We start from the raw sequence: 15,135 nt of genomic DNA, 5'->3' as shown, positions 1-15,135 counted from the left end.
CGCCACGGCTCCTGGATCCGCGGGGGCGGCATGGCCTGCGCGGGCGGTATGGAAGGTCCCGGCGGCGCCGCCTCACCCACAGGTGGCGTGGGCGGCGGTGGGGTGGGGGGCGGCTCCTGGACGCCCGGCGCGGACGGGCCGAAGACCGCCTGTGGGTTGAAAGGCGGAAGAGCGGCGGCCGGGTCCTCCCACGGCAGTGGCGTGGGAGCGGGCGGTCCAGGGGTGAACGGCGGTGGCGGCGGTGCCGGACGCGGAGAGGGCAGGGGTTCCGCCACCGTCTTGTCCGCGAAGGTGGCGTCCGCATCGGAAGCCGCCTCGGGAGCCTCCGGGGTGTCCGTCTGCTCCGCGATGGTCTCATCGGCCCCTGGAGCCGGCTGGACATGGGGCAGCGGCGGTGGCGCACTGGGCGCCGGAACCGCCCGGGTGTTCTCCTCCTGCTTCGGGCCGGCCGGCTCGGAGGGGGTCGGCGGCAGAAGCTCGCCGTCGTTCGGGGGAAGGCCCGCATCCGGCGACCCGGAGAGCCAGTGTGGCGGCGGCAGCGCGCTGGCGGGGTCGGCCGGCCAGGCGTTGTCAGGCTCGTCTTCGGGAGTCTTGGGAGGGGTCAAGCCAATCTCCGTAGCGATGAGATGCGTCGGCATCAAGGAGGCGGGGCTTTCCAGGATCATACTTGCGCCGATGGCGCGGATGCCGTCGACGCTTGCGATCCTCGCAAATCGCCCATATCGGCCACGCCGCCGGAGATCGAGCCCTTTCCAGGCCGCGCCGGCGGGCCGCCGACACGACGGTCAGGAGACGCCGTCGGCCGTACGGCAGGAGTCGCCGGCGCACCGCTCCAGCGACCGGAGCAGGCGGCTCAGTTCCACCTGCCGTGGCCCGGCCGGCGAAGTGGCGGCGTTGTCGAGCTGGTGCGGGTCCAGCCGCATGTCGTAGTACTCGCGGTCGCCGTAGCCGTACTCCACGTACAGTTCCTCGCCGGTGCGGACGGCGCGGTAGCTCGGCGGGTTCTCACCCCTCCGTTCGGGCCGGTCGGGGTCGCCCGGGCCGGTCACCGGGCCCGCGTGCTGGATGAGGACCGCGCCGCGCCAGGACTTCACCTGCCTGCCCAGGATGAACGGCGCGAGGGAACGCCCGTCGTGCTGGGGCGGGACCGGCACCCGGGCCAGTTCGAGGAACGTGGCGTACACGTCGGTGTTCTGCGCGAGCCGGTCCACCGTCCTTCCGGCGGGCACGCCGGGTCCGGCGACGATGAACGGCACCCTGATGTCGGTGTCGTAGGCGGTCATCTTCCCCCCGACCAGCCGGTGCTCGCCCATGTGGAGCGCGTTGTCGGAGCTGAAGACGATGTAGGTGTCGCGGTCCACTTTGTTGGCCGCCAGCGCCTGCTCTATCTGCCCGATCATCTCGTCCACCGCCTGGACGGACTGCGCCCGGTTACGGAAGCGGCCGTCGATGAGGTTCTTGTCGTGCGCGGAAAGCCGCGGGACGCGGCGCAGCCACCGGGGTTTGTCGGAGGCGTCCTGTTCGTCAAAGCTGGGCCCGCGGGGCGCCCTGAGACCGGCGAAGGTCTGCGCGTGCCGTGGTGCGGGGACGAACGGCGGATGCGGGGTGAAGGTGCTGAGCTGGAGCATGAACGGCCGTCCGGCCTGCGCCGAGCGGTTGATGAAGTCGACGCCCTTTCGGGCGATCACGTCGTTGAGGTAGTCCTGCGGGGCGTTCCCGTAGCGCACGACCCGGCCGTTCTCGTTGAGCACGTAGCCGTACTGGTCATAGCCGAGGTCGGTCACGTACCACTCGGACCATCCGGGCGGCACGCCGCCGCTCTCGGGCGGGTAGCCGTTCAGGTACTTGCCGATCATGGCGGTGCGGTATCCCGCCCGCTCCAGGCTCACCGCGTACGTCGACGACTCGTTGCCGCGTCCCTTGAACGCCTGGTAGCCGCCCGACGGCGGGACGTTTCTGAGGACCCCGGTGTTGTGGGGGAGCCTGCCGGTGAGGATCGTCGCGCGGGACGGGCAGCAGGCCGAGTCGGTGACGAAGAACTTGGAGAAGTCCACGCCCCTTCCGCGCAGTCGCTGGAGGCGCGGCATGAACTGGATCAGGTTCGGCGCCAGGTCGTCGGTGAGCACGAAGACGATGTTGGGATGGGCCGCCCTTGTGGGCTTGGGCGCCGCCACGGGGGTCTCCGGCCCCCATGAGCAGGCGGCGAGCAGCGCCACGATGGACAGCAGCGCCACCACGCGCGGGCGCGCACGGGAGCAGACCATCGATTCCTCTCTCAGTCCGGGCGCTCCTGGGCCCCGGCTGATGATCAGGGTATTTTCTCCCCATGCGTTACCTCGTGGGCATTCCTTGGGGTCCCGGAGGAGGCTACAACAACGCCGATCGCGCCGGGTGCTTGCCCAGGCACCGCGCCGCGGGCACCGTTCCGTGCCGGCCTCACGGGTGAGGGTCGGCGCAACGGCGCCCGTTTCCGCCCTGCTCGCCCTCGCGATCCTCGGCGTGTTGTGCGGCTTCGGAACGCCGGGAGGCACAGGCGCCCAGGACGAGGACGAGGGGGCGGCCAGAGCGGTCGGCACGGCTTCGCCCCCCGCCTCCGCTCCCGCCGTGCCGGTGCCGCGCTCGCCGCGCGAACCGGTCATCACATCCAACTTTCCCGATCCCGTCGTCATCCGGCACGGCGCCGGCTACTACGCCTACGCGACCAACGATCGCGGAGTGCGGCTGCCCATGGCCACGGCGCGGAGCCCCGGCGGACCGTGGCGGCGCGTCGACTCGGACGGCCTGCCGTCCCTGGGGCCCTGGGCGGCGGACGGCCGGACCTGGGCGCCGGAGGTCACGCCCGGGTCGGGTGGGATCCTCCTGCTGTACTACACGGCCCAGCACAGGGACTCCGGGCGGCAGTGCATCGGTGTCGCGACCTCGCCCGCCCCGCTCGGGCCGTTCCGCCCGGTCGGCGATGACCCTCTGGTCTGCCCGGCCGCGCGGGCGGACGCGATCGACGCGGCCGCGTTCACCGACACCGACGGGAACCGCTACCTGCTCTACAAGAGCGACGGTCATGGCAGCGGGCACCCGGCGGCCATCTACCTGCAACCCCTGTCGGCCGACGGGTTGCGTACGGCGGGGACACCGCGTCGCATCCTCGTCCGCGACCCCCGCGTCGACCCAACGCTGGTCGAAGCGCCGGCCCTGGTCAAGCGGGGAGACCGCTATGTCCTCTTCTACTCGGCCGGAGTGTTCTTCGACTCCTCGTACCGGACCGGATACGCGACGGCGGACAGGATCACGGGACCGTACACACGGGGTCCCGCTCCTCTTATGACCACCGAAGGCTACGACGGGAACCTCATCGGCCCCGGCGGGGCGGACGTCTTCAGCGATGGGAGCGGCGACCACATCGCCTTCCACGGGATCGTGGAGTTCCACGGCGGTGAACGGGTGACCCGGGCCATGTACGTCGCCCGCCTGGCCTGGGCCGGTGACAGGCCGGTGGTGGACGGCAGCCCCGTCCGGTACGAGGCCCGGCGCGCGAGACGGTACGGGGCGGCAGTCGAGTTCGACGTCTTCGCGGCGGCCGCCGGTGAGCATCGGATCCGCATCGGCTACGCCGCGCGCGCGGGCGGGCCCGTACGCCACGAGGTCGCCGTCAACGGGACTCGGGCAGCGGAGGCGACCTCGACGACGGACACAGGGAAGCAAGATGTGGCGGAGGTGAAGACCCGGCTTCGAACCGGGTGGAACACCGTGCGCCTGCGTCCGCTCGCGGGATCCGCGCAGATCGCCTATGTCGAGGTAGTGGGCTGGGTCGGTTGAGCGGCGAGCCGTGACCCCGCTGTGCGGAGCTGACGGTTCCTCCGTTGCTCCAGAAGCAGGTCCGCGGCCTGCTCCATCGGCCCGTCGAAGACGACGCGGCCCTCGCTGAGGACGATGCCGCGCCGGCACAGATCCCGCAGCAGCGGAAGGTCGTGCGCGACGATGACCATGGTGAGGCCCCCGTGCCGCAGTTCCATCAGCTTCTGGCGGCACTTGCGGCGGAACAGCGGGTCGCCGACCGCCATCACCTCGTCGATGAGGAAGACGTCGGGCTCGGTGTGCACGGCGATGGAGAAGCCCAGCCGCATGAACATGCCCGCGGAGTAGAACTTCACGGGCGTGTCGAGGAACGCCTCCGTCTCGGCGAAGTCGACGATCGCGTCGAACTTGCGCTCGATCTCCTCCTTGCCCATCCCCAGGATGGCCCCGTTGAGGTAGACGTTCTCGCGTCCGGTCAGCTCGGGATGGAGACCGGCGCCCACGTCGATCAGACCGGCGACGCGGCCGCGCACCCGTACCCGGCCGCTGTCGGGCGTCATCACCCCGGAGATCAGTTTCAGCAGGGTGCTCTTCCCCGAGCCGTTCAGCCCCAGCAGCGCGACCGTCGAGCCGGTATCGACGGTCAGGTCGACCCCGTCGACGGCGTTGAAGGTGTCCGAGAGCGGCCGGCGGCGCAGCGCGCGGATGCTGATCTCGCGGATCGAGCGGGCGTGCCGGAGCGTGAAGCGTTTGGTCGCCGCCTCGATCACGATCGAGTGCGCGGCGTGCGGCGAGGATGGCGGTTCGGTCGTTGTCACAGTTCCTCGGCGAATCGCGTCTGCTTGCGGTCGAAGACCCGGGCGGCCACGGCGAGCAGCGCGCCCGCGAGGACCAGGGCGATCAGCCCGTCACGGACGATGCCGGGCGGGAACTCGAAGTCGCCGGCCGTCCCCGGCGACCAGAAGCACCGCTGGAACAGCGAGACGGCGATGGCCAGCGGGTTGGCGAGGTAGAGCTCCAGGGCCCAGCCGGGCAGGGTGTCGCGCACCAGGGTCCAGGGATAGATCATCGGGACCGACCAGGTGAAGACGATCCCCAGGACGTCCACGACCTGCTCGAAGTCGCGGTAGAAGACGTTGTAGGCGGAGCACAGCAGCCCGAGGGCCATGCCGAGGACGGCGACGATGGCGAAACCGAGCAGCGCCGCGCCGAGGGCGGCGGGCGACGGGTGCCAGCCAGAGATCACCGCTCCGCACGTCAGGATGACCAGGCCGGGGACGAAATGGACGGCTGAGACCAGGGCCGAGGCGACCGGGAACAGCTCCCGCGGCAGATAGATCTTCCGGATCAGTGGCGCGTTGCCCCGGACCGCGCGGGTCGCGGCGTGCAGCGTGTCGGTGAAGAAGTTGATCAGCACCATGCCGGAGAACAGGAAGACGGCGAAGTCCTCGATGCTCTCGTTCATGCGCAGGAAGACGCCGACGGCGAGGAAGTACACCGTGAAACCGACCGCGGGCCTGACGTACGACCAGCCGAGGCCCAGCAGGGATCCCTGGTAACGGGCCCGTAGCTCCCGGCGCACCAGCAGGCGTAGCAGGTAGCGCCGGCGGGCGAGGCCGGCCGCTCCTCCGCCCCGGCCCGGATCCCTCAGCCCGGGCGGGGCGGGCGGTGCGGTCCCCGCCGTCATTCCGAGCCCGCCTCCGAGTTCGCCTCCGTGTCCGTAGTCGCTTCCACGGCCGGCCTGGTCAGCGCCTCGGCCTCCGCGAAGGTCTTCGCCCACCGTTCGGGGGCGGTGATCTCCGGAAGCGCCCGCCGGTAGTCGCGGGCCAGCCGGTCCCATTCCATGTAGAGCCGGGCGTGCAGGGCGCTGTTGCGCCGCATCAGCTCGCGGAACGCCTTGGGGTCGCGCCGGTACCACGAGGTCTTGGTGCCGTCGGCCGACGACACCAGGGCGCTGTCGAACCGCGACAGCACCCACCAGCGCTGGGTGACGTGCGGCACGATCGTCTGCGGGTGCTTCAGCGCGAAATCGTCGACGGGGCGCAGCTGTTTGAGTCCGGCGACCAGCGCCTTCTTGACGGTGTCGGTCCTGCCGGCGGGCGGAGCGGTGCCCTCGATCCCCTTGCGAGGCGGCCTGCGCCGGCGGACCTGCGGGAACTCCTCGATGTCGGAGCGCTGCCTGGCGTCGGTGAACCCGGCCCTGACCTGGTGCAGCGCTCGGAGCTTGGTTCCGATGGACGCGTGCAGGCTCTCCGGGCCGAGGAACACGTCCTCGATCCCGCGCAGCATCAGCTCGGCGGTGGAGTACTGCATCGCCATGGCGTGCTTGGTCACCATGATGAAGCTCTCCTTGATCATGTTCCCCGCGTGACCGTACGGGGAGTGCAGCAGCGCGCTGATGATCCGGTTGCGCTCCTGGAAGTAGGACTGCCAGTCGAGGTCGTTGTCCTTGTCCCGCCAGGGGACGTGCCAGACGGCCGCGCCCGGCAGCGGGACGGTGGGGATCCCCGCGGCCTTGGCCCGCACGCCGTACTCGATGTCGTCCCACTTGATGAAGACCGGCAGCGAGAGCCCGATCCGGCGCAGCACGTCCACCGGGATCAGGCACATCCACCAGCCGTTGAAGTCGGCGTCGGCGCGCTGATGCAGCCACGGGGTCGTCCGCAGCGTCGACTGGGCGAGGTTGTGCCAGTACTCGGTGCCCGGCGCGGGCACCATCCACCAGCGGTAGGGGGCGATCTTCTCGGCGTAGGCGTGCAGGACCGGACGGTCGAAGAGGTCGAACATGTGCCCGCCGACGATGGTGGGCTTGCGGGCGTGGTCGCCGAACGCCACCGCGCGCAGGACGCTCTCCGGCTCGGCGATGACGTCGTCGTCCAGCAGCAGGACGTAGTCGGAGCGCCCACCGGCGAGCGTCTCGGCCATGGCGCGGGAGAAGCCGCCCGAACCGCCGAGGTTGGCCTGGTGGATGACGCGCAGCCGGGGACCGAGCAGCGCCGCCGTCACCGGGAAGCCCTCGGCGTCCTCGACCTTGTCGGTGCCCTGGTCGACGACCAGGATCTCGTCGACGACGTCGAGCACGTCCGGCGCGCCGGCCAGCATGGCGAGCTGCTCGTGGCAGAACGCGGGCCGGTTGAAGGAGGTGATGCCGATCGTGGCGTGTCCCTGCGGGCGGCCGCTGTCGGCCACCCACTCGGCCTGTTCCAGGTTGGCGGCACGCCCGCCGGCCAGAATGTCGAACCAGTACCAGCCGCCGTCGATGAACGGCATCAGGCTCAGCCGGAACTCGTGGTCGACCGGCGCGGCCGAGGCCACGTCGATGGAGTCGACCCGCTGGACGTGCCCCTTGGACGTCGACCGGTAGACGATGACGGTGGCCTCGCCCCGCACGGTGAGCCGCAGCCGGACCTCGTCCAGGACGCTCCACCGCCGCCAGTGCCCGGCGGGGAAGGCGTTGAAGTAGGTGCAGAACGACACCCGTGCGCCCGGCGGAACCCGGATGCCGCGGCGGCCGGTGATCTCCGCGCTGTCGGCGGCCGATGGCCGGAGGCCGTCCTCCACGTCCTCCGGCGCCTCGGCGGCGGGCTTCGGCGCGGTCGTGCCCGTGCCACCGTCCGTGGCGGCGTCCCCGCCGCCGTCGGTGCCGCCATTGGTGGCGGCGGTCTCCGCCTCGTCCACGACGGCGGGCCGTCCGTGGATGACGTTGCCCTCGACGTAGAGCTTGAGCACGTCCGGGTCCCGGTCGACCGGCAGGATCACTCGGTGCAGCACGCGGGGCGTGGACACAGGGCCCGGCCCGGCGCCGTCGGGCCGGACGGCCTTCTCGGTACCGCCTTCCGACGGGGTGCCCGTGGTGAGCGCCGTCATGAGTCCACTCCTCCGCTGACGAGCCGCTCGCCCTCGGCGAAATGAGGGCGCAACCGGTTGTCCACCAGGCTCAGGGCGCTGGCGATGGCCATGTGCATGTCGAGGTACCGGTAGGTGCCGAGCCGGCCGCCGAACAGGACGCCGTTCTCGCCGCGGGCCAGCTCCCGGTATTTCAGCAGCCGCCGCCGATCCTCGGGGGTGTTGATGGGATAGTACGGTTCGTCGTCCCGCCCCGCGAAGCGGGAGTACTCGCGCATGATGACGGTCCTGTCGTCCGGGTAGTGCTCCCGCTCGGGGTGGAAGTGCCGGAACTCGTGGATGCGGGTGTACGGGACGTCCTCGTCGGCGTAGTTCATGACCGGCGTCCCCTGGAAGTCGCCGGTCGGCTTGACCTCCAGGTCGAAGTCGAGCGTCCGCCAGCCGAGCGCGCCCTCGGCGAAGTCGAAGTAACGGTCCAGCGGGCCGGTGTAGACGACCGGAACCCGCCCGGCCAGGCCGGCGCGCAGGTCGAAGAAGTCGGTGCCGAGCCGGACCTCGATGTTCGGGTGATCGGCCATCCGCTCCAGCCAGGCCGTGTAGCCGTCGACCGGCAGCCCCTCGTGGACGTCGTCGAAGTACCGGTTGTCGAAGGTGTAGCGCACCGGCAACCGTGTGATGATCTCCGGGGGCAGCTCCCTGGGGTCGGTCTGCCACTGCTTCGCCGTGTAGCCGCGGACGAACGCCTCGTACAGCGGCCGCCCGATGAGGGAGATCGCCTTCTCCTCCAGGTTGCGAGGGTCGGTCACCTCGGCCGACTGTTCGGCGATCAGGGCGCGCGCCTGGTCGGGCGTGAAGACCCGGCCGAAGAACTCGCAGATCGTCCCCAGGTTGATCGGCAGCGGGTAGACCCGGTTCTTGAAGGTCGTGTACACGCGATGCCGGTAGTCGGTGAACTTGGTGAAGCGGTTCGCGTACCGCCAGACCCGCTCGTTGGAGGTGTGGAAGAGGTGCGCGCCGTAACGGTGCACCTCGATGCCCGTCCGCGGCTCATCCTCGCTGTAGGCGTTGCCTCCGATGTGGTCGCGCCGCTCCAGGACCAGAACGCGCAACCCCAGGTCGACGGCGCAGCGTTCGGCGACCGTCAGCCCGAAGAAGCCGGACCCGACCACTACAAGATCGACATTCATGCGTTCCTTCCGGGGCCGTGCAGGCAACGCGACGGGAGCTCGGTAGTGGTGGCGGGGGCGCGGCTAAGATACCGAGCAGTTGGTGTGCACGCACCCGCGATATGGCGGCTACGCTCCCCGCGCTCGAAGCCTTCGGTGTCATACATGTCGCTGGTGTGTCCGTATCCCTTTGGAGCTGTCGTGGTCCGGAGCAGGCGGCGGGCAGGCGGGCGCAAGGGCAGGCCCGTGGTGTACCTGCATATAGGGACGCCTAAGAGCGGCACTACGTACCTGCAGAACACGATGTGGCTGAATTGTGATGTATTGCGATCGGCGGGTGTGCTGTATCCGGGTGAGACCCGCAGGGCTCACTTCCTTGCCGCGATCGACCTGCAGCGCATCGACTTTCGCGGTCATCACGATCCCGAGTCCGAGGACGCGTGGGAATCCCTGGTCGAGGAGGCCAGGGAATGGACCGGCACGGTCGTGATATCCCATGAGGTCTTCTGCGCCGCCCCTCAGGAAAGGGCTCGTGCGGCGCTGGCCGACCTGGACTTCGCCGAGGTCCATCTGGTCCTCACCGTGCGGGACATCGCGCGGCAGATCCCGGCCGCCTGGCAGGAGGATCTGAAGAACCGCTACAGCATGGGGCTGACCGAATACATCGACGCGGTGCGCGATCGCGCCGACGTGGAGCAGGCCACCGGCTTCTGGCGGATGCAGGACGCAGGGGGCATCCTGCGCCGCTGGGCGGCGGATCTGCCGCCCGGACGCGTGCATCTCGTGACGGTGCCGCCACCGGGGTCGCCGCCCGACTTGCTGTGGGAGCGCTTCGCGAGCGTCATCGGAATCGACCCGGAGCTATGCGACCGCACGTCCGTGCGGACCAACCCGAGTCTGGGCACCGTCGAGGCAGCGTTGCTGCGGCGGTTCAACGAGCACCTGAAGAGCCGCGACATCGACTGGCCCACGTACGAGTCCTTCGTCAAGTTCCATCTCGCCGAGCGCGGGCTGGCGGGCAGATCCGGCAAGCAGGCGATCCTGCTGCCGGCGTCCGAGTACGCGTGGGTCTCGGCATGGTCGCGGGAGCTGGTCCGGGAACTCGCCGAACGGCGTTACACGGTCGTGGGCGATCTGGCCGAGCTGATCCCGGGCGAGCCGGGGACGCTGCGTCTCCACCCTGGTGACGTCGGGGCCGACGCGATGTTGGAGGCGTCGTTCGACGGGATCGCCTCTGTGCTCGACGAACTGGCGGAGCGGACCGCGATCAACAGCGAGCTCCGTGAGGAACTGGAGCAGACGCACAAGGCGTTGGCGGCCGCCTACGAGCGTCCCGTGTGGCGGCAGGTGTTGCACCGCGTCGCCCGCTGGGTGCCGCCGCTCCGTCCCGTACTCCGGCTGGCGGCCCGGCTGCGCGATGGGAGACCGTCGCGCGAGCCCGGCCAGGCCGTGGGCGCCGAGCATGGCGAGGCCGCGTACATCGCCGAGGCCGTCCACCGCGCCGAGTCCGCGGAGCGCGCCGAGGCCGGCCGGGGGACGCGGTGACGGGGCCGCCGCGACCGTGTGTCGTCGCGGCGCTGGTCACCCGCCAACGCCGGGACCTGTTGTCCGAGGCGCTGACCGCCCTGGCCGAGCAGTCCCGGCCGCCGGACGCGACCATCGTGGTGGACAACGCCTCGACGGACGGGACGGCGCTCATGGTCCGGGAGGCGTTCCCCGCCGTTGAGCTCGTCCGGCTGGAACGCAACACAGGCGGGGCCGGCGGCTTCGCCGTGGCCCTCTCCCGCGCCCTGGAACTGGACGCCGACCTCGTGTGGTTGATGGACGACGACACCGTGCCCCGTCCGGCGGCCCTGGAGGCGCTCTTGGAGGCGCGGGAGCGGGCGACGCCCTCACCGGCGCTGGTGGCCAGCCGGGTGGTCTGGACCGACGGCCGCGCCCACCCCATGAACACCCCCAGGACCAAGCCGAGGGCACGCAGGTGGGAGCGCGAGGCGGCCGTGACAGCGGGCTGCGAGCCCATCCGCTCCGCCTCGTTCGTCTCCGTGCTGGTCGACGCCGACGCCGCGCGTCGGTGCGGACCGCCGATCGCCGACTACTTTCTCTGGAACGACGACTTCGAATTCACGACGCGGCTGCTGCGCGGCCGGCTGGGGCTGCTGTGCCCGCGCAGCGAGGTCGTTCACAAGACGAGGACGTTCGGGTCGACGGACGCCGATCCGGGCGACCGGTTCTTCTACGAGGTGCGCAACAAGGTCTGGCTGTTCACGCGCAGCCGCGGGCTGGCGCCCGGCGAGCGAGTCCTGTACGCGGTCTCCACCGCGCGGCGCTGGGGCCGGACCTTCCTGCGTTCCTCTGACCGGGCGACCCTTTGGCGGTGCCTGGTTCGCGGGTTGGCGAGCGGATTGAGAGCCGGTCCCCGTCCCAACAGCCGTGTTCTCGGCGACCTCACCACCAGTGCTCAGGGACGAGGCGGACCGTGACGGACACACGAGCGGCGACGGAGGCCGTGCCCGAGCAGCCCGGACAACCGACGCCCCTGGACCGGCGTCGTCGGGCGCCATCCGCCGCATGGGCGCCCGCCGTGTCCGCCTGCGTCGCGCTGGCCGTGTCTCTGCTCGGCATCTCGGGGGCCTCCTTCTGGGTGGACGAGGCCGCCACCATCAGCGCCGCCGAGCGTTCCTGGCCCGACCTGCTGCGCTACTTGGACGGGCAGGACATCGTCCACGGCTTCTACTACCTGATCATGCATTTCGTGATCGCGGCGCTGGGCACCGGCGAGTTCGCCATACGGCTGCCCACCGCGTTGGCCACCACGGTGGCGGCGGCACTGGTCGCCATGCTGGGGCGGCGTTGCGGTGGTCCGCTCACCGGCTGGCTCGCCGGGCTCTTCTACGCCACCGGCGTGACGGTGACCCAGTACGCGCAGGAGGCCCGTCCCTACGCGTTCGCGGGGCTCACCGCGGTGGCGGCCACCTATTCCTTCGCCCGGGTCATCGAGGCGCGCAGCGTGCGATGGCCGATCGCTTACGCGCTGTCGATGGTCCTGCTCGGGCTGTTCAATGTCTTCGGGTTGCTTCTGATACCCGCACACGCCGTGACCTTGTTCCTTCTGTGGTCGTCTCCGGGACGGCGTGGCGTGGTACTGAGGTGGCTGTGCTCAACCGTGGCGGCGTGCGCGGCCCTGGCCCCGTTCGCGTTCCTCGCCGTCAGCCAGAGGGAGCAGGTGGCGTGGCTGCCGCCGGTGAACGATGACATGCTGCGCAACACGGCGGCCTTCCTGGCCGGGGATCACCAGCTGATCCTCGTCATGGCGGTCATCGTGGGCCTCGGGGCCATGGTGCCGCGAATTCCGGACGTACCGGCGCCCCTGCGTGATCTCGCCGTGCCGTGGGCGGTGCTGCCGGTGGTCGTGCTGCTCGCGGCGTCGGTACTCGACCCGATCTTCCATCCCCGCTACCTGTTCTTCTCCGTTCCCGCCGTGGCGCTGCTGGCCGGCGCGGGGCTGGCCTGGCTCGCAGGGCAGGGAACGCGGTTCCTCGTCGCGGCGCTCGTGCCGCTCGCCGTCCTCACCCTGCCCGAACAGGTCGAGCTGCGCGAGCAGGACAGCAAGTCCGACGATCTGAGGGCGATCGCCCAGGTGCTGACCGCGCATGCGCGGCCGGGCGATGGCATCCTCTATCTCGACCAGGTGTCCCGCTGGGATGCGGAAGCCTATCCGGCGGCCTACCGAGGGCTCGTGGACGTCACGATGAGCGAGACCCCCGTCCAGGCGGGAAACCTGATCGGCACCCCGTTGCCGGCCGCCTCGGACATCGCCGACCGCCTGCGCCGCACCCGGCGGGTGTGGGTGATCGACCGTGAACTGGTCAATTCACCGGACGAGGAGGTACGGGTACGTCGCGCGGCCCTGAACTCCACAGGCCCCTATGCTCGGCGGGGGGAATGGCACTACAAGGCGGGCACCATCAGGCTGCTCGAACGAACGTCCGGTGGAGGCCGGAGGTGACCTCGGTGCCCGGTATAGGGCTCAATGTCGGGCGATGGGGGCACTGTTCGGTTGAACGAGGGGCGTAAATGACGGATCCTCTTTACTCTGTGCGGTGTAGGAAACCAACCCAACCCCAGGCGTTCTTCACCCTCCCGTAACACCCAGGGGTCTCGCGACGTGACCGACATGGCGAGTGGTTCCGCGACGGCGCGGTTTGTCCAGGCAGATCGTGTCTACGTCGGCTGGCGCTACGCGCAGGTGCATGCGGATCCCGGTCCGCCGCCGGAGCGGCCGGAGCCGCCGGGGCCCGCGCCGGCGCCGCGCCTGGAACGGCGGCCCGGCGAGTACCTCGCGGGGCGTCCGCTGAGGGTCGCGGCGGCCGGTGGCACCGCGGGGATGATGCTGTTCCTGCTGTGCGGGCTGCTGGGCGTGATGCCGTGGGTGTTCGTGGCGGTCGCCATGGCGGCGTGCGCGGCGGTGCTGGGCATCACCGGGTACGCGTGGTGGCAGGACGAGCGGGCCATCCGTGAGCGGCTCATGCAGGAGCGGCTGCGGAGTGAGCGGGAGCGGGCCGCGTGGCAGCGGGAACGCGATGCCGCGGAGTCGCGGTACCGCGAGGCGTACCGGGAGTGGGAGGAGCGGCAGCGCGCGTACGCGGGCCAGCGCGAGTGGTATCCGGTCGCGGTGCCGCCGGACGTGGATCGCGTGGACGTGGTGGGCGGCACGCTGGCGGGGTGGTCCGCGGCCATCACGACGATGGGCGCGGCACGGCTCGCGGTGGGCGCCCGGTTGACCGTGATCGACCTGTCCGAGGGCGCGGTGGCGCATGACCTGCTGCGGCTGGCGGCGGCACGGGGGGATGACCCGCTGGTGTGGGTGCTGCCCGCCGACCTGCCTCGGCTCGACCTGACCCGGGGGCTTGGCAACGAAGCGTTGGCGGACGTGCTGTCGCTGGTGGTGAGCGCAGGCGAGCAGGAGAACGGCACAAGGGACCTGTCGTTCGACAACGCGATCCTGGAACGCATCATCGGAGTGCTCGGCGAGGACGCGACCATTCCCCGCATCACCGCGGCGTTGCGGGTGCTCGCCCAGGTGGGTGACCCGCGCGACGACTTGCGCAAGGGTCTGCTCACTGATTCCCAACTGGAGCGGATCGCCACGCTGTACGGGCGGGACGCGACCGACCGGATCGTGGTGCGGCGGGCGTGGGCGCTGGAAGCTCAGCTTCGCAAGCTGGAGAAGCTGGCGGGGGAGCCGGTGCGGTTGCCGCCGTCCCGGCTGCACGTGGTGTCCATGGACCGCCGTGCGGGGGTGCTCACCAACCGGGTGCTCGGCACGTACGTCGCGACGGCTCTGACGCACCGGATCCGAGAGGCGCCGCCTGGGGGACGGTGGGAGCACACCTTGTTCCTGTGCGGCGCTGAGAAGCTGCGTGGGGACGTTCTGGACCGTCTCATCGACGCCTGCGAGGCCACCGGGACGGGCCTGGTGCTGATGTACCGGTCGATTCCGCGGCACGTGCGGGAGCGGCTGGGGCGTAGGGGCCACGCGGCGGTCGGGTTCATGCGGCTGGGCAACCCCGAGGACGCCCGGATCGCCGCCGACCACATCGGCGCCGACCAGCCGCTGCTGGTCGCCGAGATCACCGACGCGGCGGGCGCGGCCCTGGGCGACGTGACCGGCGAGGGGTACGCGAGCACGGTCGCGTACGCGCGGGCGCGCGGCAACGAGCTGACCGACCCGGTGTGGTCGCCGCTGCCCGCCCCGGCCGCCGACGACTCGGCGCTGGTCGAGGGCATCAGCTCCGCCACCGCCTGGGGGCGGAGCCTGGCCGCGACCGAGGGACGCCGCCGCGACGAGGGCGGCGAGCCGAAGCAGCGCTACCGGGAGCTGCTGATCGAGCCGCCGCAGTTGCAGGAGCTGCCGACCACCGCGATGGTGTTCACGCACGCGGGCGCGGCCGGGCGCCGCATCCTTCTGGTGGACGCCAACCCGGGCATCATCACCCTGCCGACCGCGCACTCCATGGAGTTCGAGGAGTACCTGCGCGAGCAGAAAGAACAGGAACAGGAACAGCAGAAGGAGCAGGTGTCCGAGGAAGCGGAGGAGAACGGCGAGTCGGGTAAGAGCGAACCGCTTGCCGCCCCCACGCCTGACACGGATACCGATGACGACGCTGCTCCGCCCCTGGGCCAGCGCGGATTCCCTTGGGCGTCCCGGGCCAGGCATGCCCTGCCCAGGGGAGCGGCGCCGCGTGGCGCGAGTGTGCGTGGGGCGCGCATCGTCCCGCCGATGAAGCCCAACGGCAGGCATAAGGCCGACCCGCCCTCGTAGGCTCGC

At 70.8% G+C, this 15,135-nt stretch carries 10 protein-coding genes and 1 pseudogene; 5 read left to right on the top strand and 6 right to left on the bottom strand.

What is annotated here, in order from left to right:
• A pseudogene (locus tag ACGWYJ_RS33925) lies at positions 1-605 on the bottom strand (hypothetical protein); the annotation flags it as partial.
• Positions 606-785: 180 nt separating this feature from the next.
• Positions 786-2,264, bottom strand: coding sequence for a sulfatase (locus ACGWYJ_RS33920; RefSeq protein WP_395110659.1), 1,479 nt, complete (start codon positions 2,262-2,264; stop codon positions 786-788).
• A gap of 178 nt (positions 2,265-2,442) precedes the next feature.
• On the opposite strand from ACGWYJ_RS33920, the gene ACGWYJ_RS33915 reads away from it, so the two are divergent.
• Entirely contained in the window at positions 2,443-3,813 is a 1,371-nt protein-coding gene (locus ACGWYJ_RS33915) for a family 43 glycosylhydrolase (RefSeq protein WP_395110658.1), read from the top strand.
• Here ACGWYJ_RS33915 and ACGWYJ_RS33910 read toward each other — a convergent pair.
• Genes ACGWYJ_RS33910 through glf form a run of 4 tightly spaced genes read right to left on the bottom strand, consistent with a single transcriptional unit; the run spans position 3,783 to position 8,825 of the window.
• On the bottom strand, positions 3,783-4,610 hold the full coding sequence (locus tag ACGWYJ_RS33910) for an ABC transporter ATP-binding protein (RefSeq protein ID WP_395110657.1): 828 nt from the start codon (positions 4,608-4,610) through the stop codon (positions 3,783-3,785). The genes ACGWYJ_RS33915 and ACGWYJ_RS33910 overlap by 31 nt on opposite strands.
• Positions 4,607-5,479: an ABC transporter permease gene (locus ACGWYJ_RS33905; RefSeq protein ID WP_395110656.1), complete on the bottom strand. Its 873-nt coding sequence runs from the start codon at positions 5,477-5,479 to the stop codon at positions 4,607-4,609. Before ACGWYJ_RS33905 ends, ACGWYJ_RS33910 begins: the two co-directional genes overlap by 4 nt.
• Positions 5,476-7,659, bottom strand: a complete 2,184-nt coding sequence (locus ACGWYJ_RS33900; protein ID WP_395110655.1) for a glycosyltransferase — start codon at positions 7,657-7,659, stop codon at positions 5,476-5,478. The genes ACGWYJ_RS33905 and ACGWYJ_RS33900 overlap by 4 nt, the downstream gene beginning before the upstream one ends.
• Positions 7,656-8,825 (bottom strand): UDP-galactopyranose mutase, encoded by a 1,170-nt coding sequence (gene glf / locus ACGWYJ_RS33895; protein ID WP_395110654.1) that lies wholly within the window; start codon positions 8,823-8,825, stop codon positions 7,656-7,658. Before glf ends, ACGWYJ_RS33900 begins: the two co-directional genes overlap by 4 nt.
• Positions 8,826-9,143: 318 nt before the next feature.
• Here glf and ACGWYJ_RS33890 point away from each other — a divergent pair, with 318 nt between their 5' ends.
• The 4 genes from ACGWYJ_RS33890 (at position 9,144) to ACGWYJ_RS33875 (ending at position 15,129) form a co-directional block, all read left to right on the top strand.
• Positions 9,144-10,349, top strand: a complete 1,206-nt coding sequence (locus ACGWYJ_RS33890) for a hypothetical protein (RefSeq protein WP_395110653.1) — start codon at positions 9,144-9,146, stop codon at positions 10,347-10,349.
• Entirely contained in the window at positions 10,346-11,287 is a 942-nt protein-coding gene (locus tag ACGWYJ_RS33885; protein ID WP_395110652.1) for a glycosyltransferase, read from the top strand. Before ACGWYJ_RS33890 ends, ACGWYJ_RS33885 begins: the two co-directional genes overlap by 4 nt.
• A gap of 101 nt (positions 11,288-11,388) precedes the next feature.
• A complete protein-coding gene (locus ACGWYJ_RS33880) occupies positions 11,389-12,813 on the top strand; it encodes a glycosyltransferase family 39 protein (RefSeq protein ID WP_395110651.1) in 1,425 nt (474 codons plus the stop codon).
• Positions 12,814-12,981: 168 nt separating this feature from the next.
• On the top strand, positions 12,982-15,129 hold the full coding sequence (locus tag ACGWYJ_RS33875; protein WP_395110650.1) for a hypothetical protein: 2,148 nt from the start codon (positions 12,982-12,984) through the stop codon (positions 15,127-15,129).
• The last annotated feature ends 6 nt before the right edge of the window (positions 15,130-15,135 follow it).

The sequence above is a fragment of the Actinomadura sp. SCN-SB genome (assembly GCF_043906805.1).
GTDB lineage: Bacteria > Actinomycetota > Actinomycetes > Streptosporangiales > Streptosporangiaceae > Spirillospora.
The sequence above is the reverse complement of the archived record's forward strand: the minus strand, read 5'-3'. Positions and strand labels throughout refer to the sequence as shown.